This window comes from Bradyrhizobium dasycarpum (assembly GCF_042019905.1).
Taxonomy (GTDB): domain Bacteria; phylum Pseudomonadota; class Alphaproteobacteria; order Rhizobiales; family Xanthobacteraceae; genus Bradyrhizobium; species Bradyrhizobium japonicum_B.
Genome location: NZ_CP169574.1, coordinates 913,871 through 931,818 on the forward strand (window position 1 = coordinate 913,871; position 17,948 = coordinate 931,818).

11 protein-coding genes and 4 pseudogenes are annotated in these 17,948 nt (G+C 65.3%); 5 read left to right on the forward strand and 10 right to left on the reverse strand.

Translation table 11 applies throughout. From position 1 onward, the window contains the following. Positions 1-3: 3 nt before the first annotated feature. From ACETMP_RS04670 to ACETMP_RS04680, 3 genes are read right to left on the reverse strand one after another with little or no spacing between them, the layout of a single operon-like run. Positions 4-873, reverse strand: coding sequence for a carbohydrate ABC transporter permease (locus tag ACETMP_RS04670; protein WP_375160055.1), 870 nt, complete (start codon positions 871-873; stop codon positions 4-6). Next, a complete protein-coding gene (locus ACETMP_RS04675; protein WP_375160056.1) occupies positions 870-1,820 on the reverse strand; it encodes a carbohydrate ABC transporter permease in 951 nt (316 codons plus the stop codon). The genes ACETMP_RS04670 and ACETMP_RS04675 overlap by 4 nt, the downstream gene beginning before the upstream one ends. A 1-nt stretch (position 1,821) precedes the next feature. Then, a complete protein-coding gene (locus ACETMP_RS04680; protein ID WP_375160057.1) occupies positions 1,822-2,439 on the reverse strand; it encodes a phosphodiesterase in 618 nt (205 codons plus the stop codon). A 67-nt stretch (positions 2,440-2,506) separates the two neighbouring features. Between ACETMP_RS04680 and ACETMP_RS04685 the strand changes: the two genes are divergently transcribed. Beyond that, on the forward strand, positions 2,507-2,731 hold the full coding sequence (locus tag ACETMP_RS04685; protein ID WP_375160058.1) for a hypothetical protein: 225 nt from the start codon (positions 2,507-2,509) through the stop codon (positions 2,729-2,731). 125 nt (positions 2,732-2,856) lie between these two features. Then, positions 2,857-3,391: pseudogene (locus ACETMP_RS04690) on the forward strand (transposase). Between the two features lie 114 nt (positions 3,392-3,505). On the opposite strand, the gene ACETMP_RS04695 reads toward ACETMP_RS04690, so the two are convergent. Further along, positions 3,506-4,978: a YdiU family protein gene (locus tag ACETMP_RS04695; protein ID WP_375161839.1), complete on the reverse strand. Its 1,473-nt coding sequence runs from the start codon at positions 4,976-4,978 to the stop codon at positions 3,506-3,508. A 195-nt stretch (positions 4,979-5,173) separates the two neighbouring features. Here ACETMP_RS04695 and aspS point away from each other — a divergent pair. Continuing rightward, positions 5,174-6,945: pseudogene (gene aspS, locus ACETMP_RS04700) on the forward strand (aspartate--tRNA ligase). Between the two features lie 187 nt (positions 6,946-7,132). Here aspS and ACETMP_RS04705 read toward each other — a convergent pair. Next, positions 7,133-9,097, reverse strand: a complete 1,965-nt coding sequence (locus ACETMP_RS04705) for a hypothetical protein (protein ID WP_375160059.1) — start codon at positions 9,095-9,097, stop codon at positions 7,133-7,135. Positions 9,098-9,343: 246 nt separating this feature from the next. Between ACETMP_RS04705 and ACETMP_RS04710 the strand changes: the two are divergent. Next, positions 9,344-11,654, forward strand: a pseudogene (locus ACETMP_RS04710) (NADP-dependent malic enzyme). Positions 11,655-11,950: 296 nt separating this feature from the next. Continuing rightward, on the forward strand, positions 11,951-12,403 hold the full coding sequence (locus ACETMP_RS04715) for a DoxX family protein (protein WP_375160060.1): 453 nt from the start codon (positions 11,951-11,953) through the stop codon (positions 12,401-12,403). 3 nt (positions 12,404-12,406) lie between these two features. Here ACETMP_RS04715 and ACETMP_RS04720 read toward each other — a convergent pair whose 3' ends face one another. The 5 genes and pseudogenes from ACETMP_RS04720 to ACETMP_RS04740 form a co-directional block, all read right to left on the reverse strand. Further along, complete coding sequence (locus ACETMP_RS04720; RefSeq protein WP_375160061.1) at positions 12,407-13,522, reverse strand: helix-turn-helix domain-containing protein; 1,116 nt, start codon at positions 13,520-13,522, stop codon at positions 12,407-12,409. A gap of 405 nt (positions 13,523-13,927) precedes the next feature. Continuing rightward, on the reverse strand, positions 13,928-14,479 hold the full coding sequence (locus ACETMP_RS04725; RefSeq protein WP_375160062.1) for a dihydrofolate reductase: 552 nt from the start codon (positions 14,477-14,479) through the stop codon (positions 13,928-13,930). Between the two features lie 7 nt (positions 14,480-14,486). Then, positions 14,487-15,506: a polysaccharide deacetylase family protein gene (locus tag ACETMP_RS04730; RefSeq protein ID WP_375160063.1), complete on the reverse strand. Its 1,020-nt coding sequence runs from the start codon at positions 15,504-15,506 to the stop codon at positions 14,487-14,489. Between the two features lie 167 nt (positions 15,507-15,673). Next, positions 15,674-16,242: pseudogene (locus ACETMP_RS04735) on the reverse strand (glutathione peroxidase). Positions 16,243-16,334: 92 nt separating this feature from the next. Next, positions 16,335-17,942 (reverse strand): L,D-transpeptidase family protein, encoded by a 1,608-nt coding sequence (locus ACETMP_RS04740; protein ID WP_375160064.1) that lies wholly within the window; start codon positions 17,940-17,942, stop codon positions 16,335-16,337. Between the last annotated feature and the right edge of the window lie 6 nt (positions 17,943-17,948).

Here is a 17,948-nt window from a genome sequence, read left to right on the forward strand (position 1 = left end):
CTCCTATTTGATGCCTGAGGTGACGAAAGAGCTGATGAAACGCTTCTGGAAGATCAGGAAGGTGACGAGCAGCGGCGCGATCACCATCAGCGTGCCCGCGGCGATGGTGCCCCAGGCCTGCGTGCCTTCGGCGGTCTTGGTGAACACCGAGAGGCCCACCGTGAGCGGCCGCTTGTCCGGCGAGTTGATCACCATCAGCGGCCACAGGAAGTCGTTCCAGTGGCTGGTGACGGAGATGATGGCGAAGGCCGAGAAGCTCGGCATCGACAGCGGCACGTAGATGTGGCGGATGCGCTGAATGAGGCTGGCGCCGTCGATCAGGGCGGCGTCTTCCAGCTCGGTCGGAATCGCCTCGAAGGCCTGGCGCATCAGGAAGGTGCCGAAGGCCGAGGCGAAGAACGGCATCATCACGCCGGTGAGCGTGTCGTAGAGGCCGAGCTGCGCCACCAGCGACAGGTTCGGCACGATCAGCAGCACCGGCACCAGCATCAGCTGCATCAGGAACAGGTAGAAGATCAGCGTCTTGCCGACGAATTTCAGGCGCGCGAAGGCAAAGCCCGCCAGGGTGATGGTGACGAACTGCACCAAGAGGATGCCGGCGCAGATGATCGTCGTGTTGAGCGTGTAGCGCGGGAAATCGCCGATCTCCCAGGCATCCCTGACGTTGTCGAGCGTCGGCGCCAGGCTCGGCATCAGCTCGGCCATGGCGTTGATGCCATCGGAGGCCGGACGCAGCGTCGCCACGACCATCCACAGAAACGGGATGAGCCAGACGATCGCGAGCAGCACGGTCAGCAGAAAGCCGAGCTTCGGCGTGATCTCATTGCGGGTGGCGAGCGGGGCGTCCTTGGTGAGCCAGTCGATCAACTTCATGGCGCGCCCTCGCGGCTGGCCATGGTGCGGAACGAGAGCGCGGTCAGGCCCATCAGCGCGGCGAGCGTCAGCAGCGTCGCGGCCGAGGCCTTGCCGATATCGTAATGCTCCACCGCCTGCTGGTAGATGTAGAACAGCACGAGATTGGTCGAGTTCGACGGCCCGCCCTGGGTCATGACGAAAACGTGGTCGACCTGCGTCACCGCGTTGAGGATCGCGATGACGGTGACGAACAGGAAGGTGGGCTTGAGCTCCGGCAGGATGATGTGGCGCAGGCGCATGTAAGGCCCGGCACCGTCGAGATGGGCTGCCTCCATCACGTCCTCGGGCACCGCCTGAAGGCCGGCGAGGAAGAACAGCATGTAATAGCCGGCGTTCTTCCAGATCGTGATGACCATGATCGCGTAGAGCGCGATGTCGGGATCGCCGAGCCAGTTCGGCAGCACCGGAAGCAGGCGGCCGATATAATAGTCGAGCAGGCCGACGTTCGGCAGGAAGATGAACATGAACAGTGCGGAGGCCGCGACCATCGGGATCAGCACGGGCAGGAACAGCGCGGCGCGCAGCGCGCTGCTGACGGCGTTGGTGCGCGACAGCGCCAGCGCGAACAGCAGCGCCAGCGCGATGCTCGGGACCGCCGTGCCGACGGCGTAGATGAGATTGTTGACGACCGCGCCGGTGAAGGCGGGGTCGGCCAGCACCGCGCTGATATTGTCGAGACCGACGAAACGGACCGGTGCCTTCGGCGTCGTGCGCTGATACAGCGCATCGACGAACACGCGGCCCATCGCGCCATAGGTGAACAGCGCGAGGAAGACCAGCGAGGGCAGCAGCAGAAGATAGGCCGGCAGCGAGGCTTGGAAGCGGGTGGTGAGGCGCCGGAGGATGTCGAGGCGCGGCGCCGCCGAGGTCGCGACCGGGAGAGCCGCGGGTTCAGCGAGGCTCATCTCACCGTGCTGCGAAGTTGAGCGCATAGTCGCGGCCGTCCATTCCTGCGGGCGGCTCGAACGGGAAGCGCAGGCTTTCGTCGAGGAAGTCGTGGCTGTGCACGACGATGTTGTCGTCGTCGATCAGCACCACGCCGTAGGCCGGCGGCTCGTGGCTGGCGAGATGCGGCGCGCTCTGGTCGAGCTCGAACCAGACCTGGTGGTTGGTGCCGCGCAGCGTCGAGAACGGGATCTTGCCAAAACTGCCGAAGATCGGCCGGTGCACGTGGCCGAAGAACAGGTGGCGGATGCGCGCGCGATAAGGCGCGATCACCTCGGCGAATTCCGCGCTCTGCTTCAGCCCGATCTCGTCCATGGCGTGGACGCCGACCGGGAAGGGCGGATGGTGCATGAAGACGACGAATTCTTGGTCGGCGGGTGCGGTCGCCAGCGTGCTCGCCAGCCAGCCGAGGCGCTTGGCACACATCTCGCCGGCATGGCTGGTCTCGTCCAGGGTGTCGAGGAAGACGAACAGGCCGTGCTCGGTGGTCTTCGTGCCCTGCACGAAGCCGTTGGCATCGCGCGGCGCGGCCTTCAGTGCGTCGAGGCAGATGACGCGGCGGTCGTGATTGCCGACCATCGCGATGTAGGATCTTCAGCGCCGCCATCGCCTCGGCGAAGTTGGCGTAGGATTCAGCCTCGCCCCAATGGGTGAGATCGCCGGTCAGCACCGCAAACGCGGCGTCGGACTGATGCCTGTTGATGTCGGCGATCGCCGCATCCAGCCGGGCGCGCGGGTCGAGGCCATAGAGCGTCGCGCCGGGATTTGCGAGATGCGTGTCGGTGAGGTGGATGAACTTGAAGGGCATGGCGCTTGTCAGGATCGTTGGAGGACGGGCGCCTCCGGCAAGACGACCCTGACAGGCGGTTAGAGCGCGTGTGTTTCAGTTTGATGACAGCGGTTCCGGTGTCCACAAGCGACGATGTCGTAGGGTGGATGAGCCGAAGGCGTAATCCACCTCTGTGTGCCAACGTCAAGTTGTGCTATTGAATGCGCATGTCGAACTATCGCCGCGCGTTCGTTCCTGGGGGATGCTGGTTCTTCACGGTGAACTTTGCTCGACCGACGCCATGCGCTTTTGACGGACAAGATCGAAATCTTGCGCGACGCGGTGGCGACAACGCGCCGGAGCCATCCGTTCGAGATCGATGCGTTTGTGGTCCTGCCCGACCATCTGCACGCAATTTGGCGGCTGCCGTCCGGTGACGCTGATTTTTCGGCGCGCTGGCGGTTGATCAAGACTCGTTTTGCCAAAGCACTTCCGGCGACGGAGCGACTGAGCGCAGTTCGTTTTGCACGGAATGAACGCGGCATCTGGCAGCGACGGTTCTGGGAACATCTCATCCGGGACGAGGCCGACTATGCACGCCATGTCGAGTATTGTTACTACAATCCCGTCAAGCACGGGCACGTCTCGAAGGTGTATGACTGGCCATACTCGTCGTTTCACCGTGATGTCCGCGCGGGATTGTTCCCCGAGGATTGGGGCGGTGACAAGGAGGTCGTTGGGGAGTTTGGTGAGCGGGTGTGACGGTCGCCCTGTAGGGTGGATTAGCGAAGCGTAATCCACCGCTTACCTCCCGTGTGGTGAGAGAGGTGGTGGATTACGCCTTCGGCTAATCCACCCTACGCATCGCGTTTGTGACTACGTCCCGCAGAATGTCTGCAACACCCGCTGGTCCGGGAGCGGCGGATCGGCGTAGGCCGCATACTCCGGCTGGTCCGTGTACGGCTTCGCCAGCACCTGCACAAGCTCCTCGAACGGCGCGTAGTCGTCGTCATTCACCGCGGCCTGGATCACGGCTTCGACGCGGTGGTTGCGCGGAATGAACATCGGATTGACGGCGTGCATGGCGGCCTGCCGCTCGGCCGGGCCTTGCGGCTCCAGCGCGAGGCGCAAGCGCCAGCGTCCGGCCCATTCGTCGAAGGCGGCGGGCTCCATGAACTGGGCGCGCACGTCGCTGCCGTCGTCGGCCGCGGCATCGCCGAGCTTGCGGAAGGTGAGGGTGAAGTCGGCCTGGTTCTTGGCCATGGCGTCCAGCAGGTCCTGGATCAGCGCCTCGTCGCCGTCGCGCTCCGTGAACAGGCCGACCTTCCGGCGAAGACCCGCTTGATACGCCGCGCTGAACTGGTCGGAGAACGCGCCGAGAATGTCCTGGGCCTCGGCGACCGCTTTCTCCTGCTCGTCCGAGAACAGCGGCAGCAGGCATTCGGCGAGGCGCGTCAGATTCCACAACGCGATGCGCGGCTGGTTGGCATAGGCGTAGCGGCCCATCTCGTCGATCGAAGAAAACACCTGCGCGGGGTTGTAGGCATCCATGAAGGCGCAGGGGCCGTAATCGATGGTCTCGCCCGATATCGACGAATTGTCGGTGTTCATCACGCCATGGATGAAGCCGACCAGCAGCCAGCGCGCGATGAGAGTGGCCTGGCGCTCAGCCACTGCTGCGAGCAGGGCGTGATAGGGCCGGTCCACGTCGCGCAACTTCGGGTAATGCCTGATGATGACGTGATCGGCGAGGGCGCGGATCGCCTCGGTGTTGCCGCGCGCGGCGAAGAACTGGAAGGTGCCGACGCGGATGTGGCTGGAGGCGACGCGGGTCAGCACCGCGCCGGGCAGCGCGGTCTCGCGGATGACGTGCTCGCCGGTGACGACGGCGGCGAGCGAGCGGGTGGTGGGAATGCCGAGCGCATACATGGCTTCGCTGACGATGTATTCGCGCAGCACCGGCCCGAGCGCGGCGCGGCCGTCGCCGCGGCGGGAGAACGGGGTGGGGCCGCTTCCCTTGAGCTGGATGTCGCGGCGGACGCCGTCCCGGTCGATGACCTCGCCGAGCAGGATGGCGCGGCCGTCGCCGAGCTGAGGCACGAAATGCCCGAACTGGTGCCCGGCATAGGCCATGGCGATGGGATCGGCGCCTTCGGGAACCGTCTTGCCGGCCAGGATCGCTGCGCCCTCGGGGGTCTCCAGCAGGTCCGGATCCAGCCCGAGCTGGAGCGCGAGCGGCCGGTTCAGCTTGATCAGCCGGGGCGCGGCGACCGGGGTCGGCGCCACCCGGGCGAAGAAGCTGTCCGGCAGGGCCGAATAGGAGTTCTGGAAGGGAAAATGCACCGTCATGGTCTCAAGATAGGGCTGGAACGCCTGATGGCAAAGGCTCGGTCTCTGATAAGCCAAAAAGGGGCCCTCCGGGTCCAAAACAGCGCGTTCCCTTGGTTGCCGCCTCGGGCCTCGTCGGGTAAACCCTGCCGCATCTCGGACCGGCCGTTTCCGGTGGTCCGATTCGATTCCTCAGACATCGATTTTGGGACGGCCATGCATCGCTACCGGTCACATACATGCGGCGCGCTCCGCGAGAGCAACATCGGCGAGACGGTCCGCCTCTCGGGCTGGGTCCATCGCGTCCGCGACCATGGCGGCGTGCTGTTCATCGACCTGCGCGACCATTACGGCCTGACCCAGTGCGTGGTCGATCCGGACTCGCCGGCGTTCTCGCTGGCCGAGAAGCTGCGCTCGGAATTCGTGGTGCGGATGGACGGCAAGGCCCGCCGCCGCCCCGACGGGACCGACAATGACGACCTGCCGACCGGCAAGGTCGAGGTCTATATCAGCGAGATCGAGGTGCTGGGGCCGGCCGGCGACCTGCCGCTGCCTGTCTTCGGCGACCAGGAATACCCTGAAGATATCCGCCTCAAGTATCGCTTCCTCGACCTGCGCCGCGAGAAGCTGCACCAGAACATCATGACGCGCGTCGCGATCATCAAGTCGATGCGCCGGCGCATGGAGGAGCAGGGCTTCTTCGAGTTCAACACCCCGATCCTGACCGCGTCCTCGCCGGAAGGCGCGCGCGACTTCCTGGTGCCCTCGCGCATTCATCCCGGCAAGTTCTACGCGCTCCCGCAGGCGCCGCAGCAATACAAGCAGCTGCTGATGATGTCGGGCTTCGACCGCTACTTCCAGATCGCGCCGTGCTTCCGCGACGAGGACCCGCGCGCCGACCGTCTGCCCGGCGAGTTCTACCAGCTCGACGTCGAGATGAGCTTCGTCACGCAGGACGACGTGTTCGCGGCGATGGAGCCCGTCATCACCGGCGTGTTCGAGGAGTTCGCCAAGGGCAAGCCGGTCACGAAGGGCTGGCGCCGGATTCCGTTCGCCGAAGCCTTGCGCAAATACGGCAGTGACAAGCCGGATTTGCGCAACCCCATCGAGATGCAGGACGTCTCCGAGCACTTCCGCGGCTCCGGCTTCAAGGTGTTCGCGCGCATGCTGGAGGATCCCAAGAACCAGGTCTGGGCGATCCCGGCGCCGGGCGGCGGCTCCCGCGCGTTCTGCGACCGCATGAACTCGTGGGCGCAAGGCGAGGGCCAGCCTGGCCTCGGCTACATCATGTGGCGCGAGGGGGCGAGGGCGCAGGCCCGCTCGCCAACAATATCGGTCCTGAGCGCACCGCCGCGATCCGCGCGCAGCTCGGCGTGAAGGAGGGCGATGCCGCCTTCTTCGTTGCCGGGGATCCCGACAAGTTCTGGAAGTTTTCGGGGCTTGCCCGCAACAAGGTCGGCGAGGAATTGAACCTCACCGATAAGGAGCGTTTCGAGCTCGCCTGGATTGTCGACTTCCCGATGTACGAGTACAACGAGGACGACAAGAAGGTCGACTTCTCGCACAACCCGTTCTCGATGCCGCAGGGCGGCCTCGATGCGCTGAAGGGCCAGGATCCGCTGACCATCAAGGCGTTCCAGTACGACATCACCTGCAACGGTTACGAAATCGCCTCGGGCGGTATCCGCAACCACGTGCCGGAAGCCATGGTGAAGGCGTTCGAGATCGCGGGCTACGGCGAGCAGGAAGTGGTCGACCGCTTCGGCGGCATGTACCGCGCCTTCCAGTATGGCGCGCCGCCCCATGGCGGCATGGCCGCCGGCGTCGACCGCATCGTGATGCTGCTCTGTGGCACCACGAATTTGCGCGAGATCTCGCTGTTCCCGATGAACCAGCAGGCCATGGACCTCCTGATGGGCGCCCCGTCGGAAGCCACCACCAAGCAGCTCCGCGAGCTGCATGTGCGGGTGAACCTGCCGCAGAAGTGATGGCGCGGCGGTTTCGGTCTCGTGCCCCGGACGCAGCGCAGCGCTGTCCGGGCGATGCGAAGCATCGTGCGGTCAGCGGTGTGCTGCAGAGCCGGGGCCCATGTCGCAGCGAGCAGTGAGCATTCTGGGTCCGGCTCTGCGCAGCAACGCTGGCGCGTTGCAGCGCGTCCGGGACACGTGACAGCTCCTACAGCCCCGTCGACGCCTCGATCCTGAACTGCGCCAGCGCGCTGTCCGGGGCGGTCTGGATCAGCTGCATCAATTGCATCAGCGGCACCTTGGCGCGGGGCGCGAGCTTGAGGCTCAGCGTCTGTCCTGACGTCTCGACGAAGCCGGCGAGCGCATCCACCGCCCCCCTGGCGTCGACGCTGGATCCCGCGATCTTCTCGCCCTGCGCGCGGATCATCTCGACGATGGCGCTGCGCGCGGTGTCGCGGCTGACATTCTGCATGCGCGCGAACTGCGCCACGACCAGATCGACCACACCGCTGTCGCGCAGCGAGAGCTCGAACGCACCGGTCTCGACCTGCGCCGCCTGACCCATCGCCTGCAGCGGGTCGGTGGTGAACAGGCCGCGCGGCACGTTGGCGAGCGCGAAGCGGGCCTGTGCCTTGGCGAGGTTGCCGAGATCGATGGTGGCGGGCGCAAGCGCAAATGCGCCTGACGATTCCGTCCAGGCCGCGCCGAGATCGAGGTCGATCGCGAGCTTGTCCACGCCCGCCATGATCAGCGGCTGCAGCGCCGGATTGGCCGGATCGGTCGGCGTGACCATCTTGACGACCAGATTGGCCCGGCTCGGGATCGACCCGACCAGCTGGCCCCAATTCAGGCTGATCGTGTCGATGGTGAAGAGCTGCCGCGTATTCTTGTAAGGCGACACCACCCCCTTGACCTCGGCACCTTCGAGCACGCGGAACAGGCCGAGCATTTGATCCGGCGAGGGCGGCTGACCGGACGTCTGGAGGCTCGCCGCCCAGCGCATCAGATTCGCCGCGCTGAAGGACTTCAGCGCGAAGCGCTCGATCTTGAGCTGCCCCTGCGGTAGCGGCATGTCGAGGCCTTCCAGCGCGACCTTGTCCTGATCGTATTTGACGGCGCTGAGCCGCCACGTTCCTTGCGGCATCTCGACCGTCTGCTTGCCGATTTCGACCTTGCCGATCTGAAAGCCTTCGAAGAAGTCAGCCATCTTCGCGATCATGTCGCGCGACTGCGCCGGCGTCGGGATCGCGCCGTCAGCCGGCACCAGCGCGATGATTTCGGCCGGCCGGAATTTCGAGGGCCGGATGGCAATGTCGTCGAAGGTGAAGCCGTCCACCTGCATGCGCATGCCGGGCGCCGCCGTCACGACATAGGAGTTGACCGAGATACGGCGATAGATCCCGTGAAAATTGTCGTCGTTCGATCCCTGCTGATCGAGCGCGGCCCTCACAGCGGTTGCGTCGAAATCGTAGATGGCCAGACCGGACAATTCGCCGGTCATCTTGGCGGGCTTGCCCGGCTGGGCCAGGTCGATCGCATAGGTAACGCGGTCCATCTTCGCCGTTTCGATCTTGCCCCGGTTGACGTTCTGGACCGATAGACCTGAATAGACATAATCACCGCTGCCGGCATTCCTGCCCGCATCGACGTTGACCGAGAGGGTCGGCACCGCGATCTCCGACGCCGAGATGGTCGCGTATTGCGCGAGGATGAAGCGATACATGTCGATGATCGAGCCGGACACCGGCGAGCCGTCTGCGCGGGTCGAGCCGGAAAAATCTCGCGCGCTGATCTGCGGGATCTTGTAGCTCGCCTTCACGGTTATCCGCTCGGTGGAGGTGAAGCCGACCTCGACCCCTGACGCCTCGATGCTGTCGGCCGAGAAACGGGCTTCGTCCGGCTGGCGTACACCGACGGCCGTGATCTTGGCGACCTTGAAGGTGGCGACCTGCGGCTGGGCAGGCTCGACCGCAATGTCCTCGATCGTCAGCGTCCGGGTCGCGAGCGCGAACGTGATCTTGCCGTGGCTGGCTTTGCTGCCGCCAGCGCGAAGCCGCTCGAAGGCCGCCTCGACCTCGCTGGTCGCGCGGTGCTGGACGTAGAGATTGAAGCCGAACCATCCGCCCGCGCCGAGCGCGGCTGCCACGATCAGGCCGATCAGGATTCGCTTCATTCCGTGGCTCCAGTTGCTCTTTTGCGCCGCGCAACCTGCCATATTCGGGAAACAGCGCGCGGTCCAGGGAAAGCTTTGGTTATCAGATATTTGAGCGTGCGCCTTGTTGATGGGCGGGCAATCGGATGTTGCCACCGGGGCACCCGGCGTGCTTCATCCCGTGTCCATGAACCGGAAATCCGGTCCGCTTGGATGGCGGCCCCGGATCGTGCATTTTGGGGCCGGTAACGCGAGGCGAGACAACGCATGTCGTCCTATTCTGATGATCTCCACCAGGCGGCGCTCGCCTACCATCGTCTGCCGCGCCCCGGCAAGCTCGAGATCCAGGCGACCAAGCCGCTTGCCAACCAGCGCGACCTCGCGCTGGCCTATTCGCCGGGCGTCGCCGCGGCCTGCACCGAGATCGCCAGGAATCCGGCCGAGGCCGCCAGCCTGACCACCCGCGCCAATCTGGTTGCCGTGGTCTCGAACGGTACCGCCGTGCTCGGCCTCGGCAATATCGGGCCGCTGGCCTCCAAGCCCGTCATGGAAGGCAAGGCGGTCCTGTTCAAGAAGTTCGCCGGCATCGACGTGTTCGACATCGAGATTGCCGCCGACACCATCGACCGCGTGGTCGAGACCGTGGCGGCGCTCGAGCCGACCTTCGGCGGCATCAATCTGGAGGACATCCGGGGACCTGGAGTGCTTCGAGATCGAGACGCGCTTGAAGGAGCGCATGAAGATCCCGGTCTTCCATGACGACCAGCACGGCACCGCCATCATCGTCGCCGCTGCCATCACCAATGGCCTCAGGCTGAACGGCAAGAAGCTGTCCGACGTCAAGATCGTGGCGTCCGGGGCAGGGGCCGCGGCCATCGCGACGCTCAATCTCCTGGTGTCGATGGGCGCGCAGCGCAAGAACATCTGGGTTTGCGACATCGACGGCCTCGTGCACGAGGGCCGCAACACCACGATGGACCGTTGGAAGGCGGTCTATGCGCAGAAGACCGACAAGCGCACGCTCGGCGACGTCATCGGCGGCGCCGACATCTTCATCGGTCTTTCGGCACCGGGCGTGCTGACGCCGGAGATGGCCAAGGCGATGGCGGACAAGCCGTTGATCATGGCGCTCGCCAATCCCACGCCGGAGATCATGCCGGAGGAGGCGCGGAAGGCGCGGCCCGACGCCATGATCTGTACCGGGCGCTCGGATTATCCGAACCAGGTCAACAACGTTCTGTGCTTTCCCTTCATCTTCCGCGGCGCGCTCGACGTCGGCGCCACCGCGATCAACGAGGAGATGAAGCACGCTGCGGTCGAAGCCATCGCGCAGCTCGCCCGCGAGGCGCCCTCGGATGCGGTGGCGCTGGGGGTCGAGACCAACGAGACCGGCGGTTTCGGTCCGGGCTCGCTCATCCCGAGCCCGTTCGATCCGCGGCTGATCCTGCGGGTGGCGCCGGCGGTTGCGAAGGCGGCGATGGAATCGGGTGTCGCGACGCGTCCGATCACCAATTTCGACGAATATGCCGCGCAGCTGATGCGTTTCGCGTTCCGCTCCGGCCTCGTCATGAAGCCGATGTTCGCCAAGGCCAAGACCCAGCCGGTCCGCGTGATCTACGCCGAAGGCGAGGACGAGCGCGTTCTGCGCGCAACGCAAGTGGTGCTGGAGGAGAACCTGGCGCGGCCGATCCTGGTCGGCCGTCCTTCGGTCGTGGAGGCGCGCATCAAGCGCTTCGGCCTCTCGATCCGCGCCGGCAAGGATTTCGATCTCGTCAATCCCGAGGACGATCCGCGCTATCGTTCCTACGTGCAGTCCTATGTCGAGGTCGCCGGCCGCCGCGGCGTGACGCCGGATGCGGCCCGCACCGTGGTGCGCACCAACAACACGGTGATCGCTGCGCTCGCCGTTACTCGCGGCGAGGCGGACGCCATGCTGTGCGGCGTCGAGGGCCGCTATATGAGCCATTTGCGCCATGTCCGCGAGATCGTCGGCTTCTGTCCCGGCATCAGCGACTACGCGGCGCTGGCGCTGCTGATCACGACAAAGGGCGCCTTCTTCATCGCCGACACGCAGGTTCGCCCCAATCCGAGCGCGGAGGAGCTGGCCGAGATCGCATCGCTCGCCGCGGTCCACGTCCAACGCTTCAACATCAAGCCGAAGATCGCCTTCGTCTCACATTCGGATTTCGGCAGCTACGATACCGATTCCTCGCGCAAGATGCGGCTGGCGACCCAGCTGTTGAAGGACAAGCATCCCGAGATCGAGGCCGACGGCGAGATGCAGGGCGATACCGCGCTCTCCGCTGCCGCGCGAAGAATGGTGCTGCCGCATTCCAAGCTGGAGGGCGAGGCCAACATCCTGATCATGCCGACGCTGGACACCGCCAACGTCGCCTATCAGATGATCAAGTCGCTGGCGGACGCACTGCCCGTCGGCCCGATCCTGATCGGCCCGGCGCGCCCCGCACACATCCTCACGCCGTCGGTGACGGCGCGCGGCATCCTCAACATGACCGCCGTGGCGGTGGTGGAAGCGCAGGAGCGCGCGGCGCGGCAGCAGCCGACCTTGTTTACGTAACGGCGGATCGCGCTGCCCTTCCCCTCCCCCCTGTGGGAGAGGGTGGCTCGCCGCATAGCGGCGAGACGGGTGAGGGGTATCCTTCCGCGAGTCCCTCTCTGACATTGAGCGTGCGGACAGATACCCCTCATCCGGCGCTTCGCGCCACCTTCTCCCACAAGGGGAGAAGGAGTACCGCGCGCGCAACATGTTTTGAGTTCCTTTCAGCTCGCCATTTCCCCGTTTGTAAACCGGCGTACGACTCTTCATAATCCTGCGAAGCATTCCCGCGCTTTGAGCTTGCCAAGAGGCCGATCATGCCAGCGTTCGTGACTTTCGGGCGAATTCTGTTCGCCGTGCTGTTCATCTACACGGGCGCGACCAAGCTCTTTGCCATCCAGGCGACGGCTGACTTCATCGCCACCAAGATCGTGGTGCCCGACATCGTCGCGCCCTATGCCAGCCAGATCGAGACCGCCACCGCCATGACCACGCCGCAGCTTCTGGCGATCGCGATCGGTGGGCTCGAGATCGTCGCAGGCCTGATGATCGCGCTGAATTTCGGCACCAGGTTCTTCGCGCTGCTGATGATCATCTACGTCGCGGTCGCGACCGTGCTGTTCTATGACTTCTGGAACCAGGCGGCGCCCGACAATGCGAAGGTGGTGGTCGACGCGCTGAAGAATCTCTCGATCATCGGCGCATTGTTCATGCTGATGGGCTACGGCCGCACAACGCGTCCGGCCGAGGCGGCCTACGGCGACGTGTAACGATCAATCTGCACGCGGGGGCGCGATCTCGCGCATCCACTGCGAAATCGTTGCGTTGCTCGTTCCGTCCGTGCTCCGCTGCACACCGAGCAGGGCGGCCTCGCGCGCGGCGCGTGGCGTGATGCCGTAGGCCGCCTTGAAGGAGCGTGTGAAATGCGCGTCGGTGCCAAGCTGCCAGCGCCGCGCGACCTCGCTGATCCTCAAGGTTCTCGCATCTGAACTGGCGAGGTCGAAGAAGGCGCGGTGCAGCCGTCGGCTGCGGATGTAGTCGGCGATCCCTCCGACCGGCGCGAACAGACGGTACAGCGAAGCGCGCGATAGGCCGAAATGCGCCGCGATCGACCCGGCCGACAGCTCGTCGCTGGCAAGGCCGGCTTCGATATATTGGCGAATCCGCATCAAGGACGGACCCGCCGTGACGGCATGGTCGGCGTCGGGATCGCCGCGCTCGAGCTCGTTGCGCAGGCACGCGGCCAGCAGCGAAACTGTGCCCTCGACCACCGATTGGCATTCGTCGAGGCTCAGGCGCGGGGCAAATTCGAACAAGGCGGTGAGATGCCCCGCAAGCAGTCTCGCGATCACGCTGCTGCCCGGCAGGACGAGACCATGCAAATCGTCAACCCGCAGCAGATGCGTGCCGAACATCGGGCGCGGAACCACCAGCGTGACATTCTCGAAGGCCGTCGCCTTGGTCTCCAGCGTCTGGGCCAGGTCGAACAGGCAGATGTCGCCGGCGCGCACACGGATCGGACGATCGCCTGCGATGCCGTCAAAGCCGCCTCTGAGATAGAGCTGGAGGATGATGTGATCGACGCCGCTGCGCGCGATCGTCTTGGCGGTGCGACGAAAGCGCTGGCCGCTGGCCCGGCTCAATCCGATCAGCACCGGTCCCATCGCGTAGGAGCTGATGTCGGCGCGGAACGGGCCCGGTTCGTCGGCGGCGAGTTCGTCGACGTCGAACAGCGTGGCGACAGCCTCCCGCCACGCCGCGACGTTGGCATCGGCCTCCATCTGGTCGGCGCGGAAGCCGAATGCCGGGAGCAGGGCTGAAATCGGCGCTGCATCAGCGGCCGGCCCGGAGGCGTCAGTCGGTCCCGTCGTCGTAGCGTCGTCGCTCATGGCGGTGATGGTCGCGTTTTGATCGTCAGTGAAGGAGCGGCAATGGCGCCGGGCCATCATGCCGGGCTGGTGGTTGATATCCGGCGAAGGCAAAGGGTTCGTTTTGCGGGGAGCCCTGCCGCCTGCACGGCGGTAGCCGCGAGCCGAGCCCGTCCAGTCTTGCGCTTTTGTCTCAGTCTATTGATGCGGTGTTTCGGAATGGTCGGCCCGTCTTGACGCAGTGCCACAGAGGTTGGCTATAGCGCCATCACCGCCGTCGGGGCCGATTATCGGTCTCGGCAGATTTGCTAGCCGGCTTTGCGCTGGCCGGCGGCGGGACCAATTTCAGCATGATATGGGCAAGATACGTAAAGGTGTCATGATGCCGGTACTGTGCATGGGGTTGTTTTCCCGATTTTAATGGGGCTAGCCGGGCCGCCAGGGCGTCACGGTCACCTCATGCGCCGCGTCGAGCACATAAGGCGGGCCCGGCTTCAGTCCGTGCGAAGCCAGCACGTCGTGCGGCGTCCGCTGGGGTACGCCGACGAAGCAGCCTTCGCCGCCGGGCAGGCGCACATGCGGGGCTTCCGACAGCCAGAACGTGTCGTAGCGGTCCATGAACAGGTCGAACACGACGGGGCCGCCGATCACGGCGACCATGCCGGCGGCGACGCCGGCAAAGGCACACGCGTCCTCGAAGCTCGCATGTTCCGGATTCCACAGCGTCGCGTTCGGCAGTTCCGGATCGACGGTGAGCGCCTTGATCTTGCGGGTCAGGATCAGCCGCTTGCGATTCGGCGAGTTCGGCTGCTGCTCATGCGAGTTGCGGCCATGCACGATCAGCGCGGCGCGATCGAGCGCCTGCTCGAAGAACAGCTTGTCGCCCTCAAATTTCAGGCTGTCGGGCATGACGTGACCGGGGTCGGCAAGCATGCCGTCCGCCGAGACGATGACGTAGCCCTCGATCCGGAAAGACAATGGCCGTCTATTCGGAAACGGTCGTCACCACGGAATTGACCGGGCGCTGGCTTACCGTTGGCAGCTTGAGGTCCTTGATCAGCTCCTGGTCGTATTCCGGCAGCGTCGAGGCCGGGAACTTGGCGCGCATCGCCACCACCTTGTAGCCGCCGGCCTTCAGCCGCTTGAGCAGCTCGGGCAGGGCCTCCGCAGTGTGCTTTTGGAAGTCGTGCATCAGGACAATGCCCTTGCCCTTGGTGTCGAGCTTCTTCATCACGGTGTCGACGATCTTCTCGGGCTTGGAGGCCTTGAAGTCGAACGAGTCGATGTCGCAGGAGAAGCTTGCGACATTGCGGTTGCCGAGATAGGTGACCATCTCCGGCGGATGCTGCAGTGCCGGGAAGCGGAAGAACGGCGCGGGCGAGATGCCACCGAGCGCCCACTTCACCGCTGCAAAGCCCTTCTCGATCTCGTCCTTGCGCTGCGCTTCGTTGAGCTTCTTGTTGTTGAGATTGGCGTGCGACCAGGTGTGGGCACCGACGGTGTGGCCGGCGGCATAGACCTGCTTGAGGATCTCCGGCTCGTAGGTCGCGTGCTTGCCGATGATGAAGAAGATGCCGGTGGTGCATTCATCGGCGAGCGCCTTCAGCACCGCGGGTGTGTTGCGCGGCCATGGGCCGTCGTCGAAGGTCAGCACCACCTCCTTGTCGCGCAGGAAGTCGAGCTCCTTGAAGTGCTCGAAGCCGAAGCCCGGACCGCCCGTGGTGTCGATCTCGACGGTGCGGGCGACACCGAGCGCGCCCGGCGTGGTGCAGGCCGCGCGCGCCGGCTGCGGTGCCTGTTTGGGCGGCGGCGGATTGACGAAGCCCGCCGGCGCGGCGCCTGCCGCGGGAGCTGCGGGCGGAGCGGCAGCAGCCGCCGCAGCCGGTGTGGCCGCCGGTGCGGCTTGCGCCGCGGCTGCGGGCTTTGCCGGGGTCTGCGACCACGCCGCGCCGGTCATGGCCAGAGATATCGCGCTTGCCAAAATCAGTCCTGCCGCCACGCGCATAATATTGTCCTCGAGATTGATCCCGTTGTTCCGCCGCGGCTTTTTCGCCACCGGCAAAACCATCCTGCCCCAAACCAATCCTAGCCTAGATGGTAGGCCATCGCCATTGCAACGGCTGTTTGGCACCTCGCCACGATTGTGCCCAATCCGATGGGGCGCGGCTGGCGTTAAGCGGCGGCCAGTGCCTTGGCAACGGCCGTCTTGATCCGCGTGTCGGCCGGCTCGACCGCCGAGGGAAACACGTCGGCGATATAGCCGTCGCGGCCGATCAGGTATTTGTGGAAGTTCCAGCGCGGAACTTCCCGAGGCCTCGCCTCGGCGGCCCATTTGTAGAACGGATGCGCCTTGGCACCGACCACCGCAGCCTTCGCCGTGATCGGAAAGGTCACGCCATATTGGTGGTGCGCGGTCGCCGCGATCTCGCTGCTACCCCCGGCTCCTGGCCGCCGAAATCGTTGGAGGGCACACCGATCACGGTGAAGCCGCGTTCGCGAAACTCGTTCCAGAGCTCCTGCAGGCCGGCATATTGCGGCGTGTAGCCACAGAGCGAGGCGGTGTTGACGACCAGCAGCGGCTTACCGGTGAAAGCGGCGAGGCGGATGTCGTCGCCGGACAAAGCGGGGAAAGAAAAGGCATAGGCCGAGATGCGGCTCATGCCGCCATCGGCAAATGCACGCGTCGCCGGCGCGAGCACGCCCGCCAGCGCCACCGTGAGCATGGTCCTGCGGTTCACCATGACGGCATCCCCCGAAATGATCCGGGCCGCATGTTACTCCGCGGCAGCGCCCCGCCTCGTCAACACCGCGTTATCGGACGCCGTGAGTCAGGCTAGTACAGGCGAACGATGAAGTCGGTGCCTTCGCCGGTCTCGCCCTGATTGATGCCCTGGTCGGAGATGATGATGGAGCCGCCTGTCGTCAGCATCTCGTTGATCTTCGCCATGGTGTCGGCGGGAATCGAGATGCGGTCGAGGGCCTCGGCCGGGCTGTCGGGCGTCACCACGGGCCTGGCGACGGGCTTGGCGGCGACGGGGATCACGGCAGCGCCCACCTTGCGGCGCGTCAGGCGGCTGTCGTCCTCGCGGGCCGCGGCACGGGCGGATATGGGCAGCGACACCACCGACCAACGCAGCGTATTGGAATCGGTCTTGTCGAGCTCGGCGGTGAAGACATGCGTGCCGAGCGGACGGTCGCTGGTGGCGATCGTGACCGGGACATCGAATAGCGGCGCAAAATTCTGCCGCACGTAGAGCTTGGAATCCTTGCGGCTGATGAAGACGGCGATCTGGCCGGCACGCTTGGGAGCTTCCGGCTTCGCAGCCGGCGCCGGTTCGGCAACGCGGCTCTCGTCCTTGCTGGCGTCGGGCGAGGCGGCGATCGAAGGTGCCGGTGCATCGGGCGTCTTCGCGGTGTTCGTCTTGGCCGACTCGGATTTGGCCGCTTCAGATTTGGCCGGCTCGGCCTTGTCGGCGGGCTTGTCCTCGTTCGCAGGCTTGGCGGCTTCGTCCGATCGAGGCCTGGCCGCATCGGATGCGTCGGCGGTCCTGACCTCGTCGGCCGGGGCGGCGGCATCCTCGCGGACCGACGCATTGCCCGTGGTCGCATCCGACATCACAGTGTGACCGACGGAGGCGCGCAGCTGGAGCACGGCATCGGCGCTGGCGGTCTTGGTTTCGGTCGTCTTGGTTTCGGTCGTCTTGGCTTCGGCGGCCTTTGACGCCGTGCCCTTGTCGGCCTTGTCGCCGACATTGGTCTGCGGCTCGAGGCTGACGGTGGGCTGCGGCGGCACGCGCACGGAGGCGAGCAGGGGGTGGGAGAAGCTGTGTGGCGTCATCTCGCCGGGCGCGACGATGACGCGCGCGCCCATTCGGGTCCAATTCCACATCTTCATCGCGAACGACATCGGCATGCGGATACAGCCATGCGAAGCCGGATAGCCCGGCAATACGCCGGCATGCATGGCGACGCCGGACCAGGTGATCCGCTGCATGTACGGCATCGGCGCGCCGCTGTAGAGGTTGGAGCGGTGGAACTTGTGCTTCTGGATGACGCTGAACACACCCATCGGCGTCGAATGGCCCTTCATGCCCGTCGACACCGGAGATTCCGCGAACACGCCATTGGTGTCGTAGACCGTGAGCTTCTGCCGGTCGATCGAGACGACGATGACCAGCGGCCCTCGAGGCTTGGAGCCTGCTTCCTTCTCGGCGACAATCTGTTTCTTGTCGGTCGCGCTGCGCTTCTGCGGCTTCTGGCGCGGAATCTCCGGATGCCGGCTCTGACGGGGGTAATAGGATCCGTCGGAATAATCTGTCCAATAGTAAAATGCTGCGTCTGCCTGGCTGGTCGCGCCGATCACACCCGCCGCCGTCAAGATGGCGAGCTGCCAAAGCCGCGCCGGTTTGGCCGAAAAACCCGACCCGATCACGCTGTTCATCCTCGA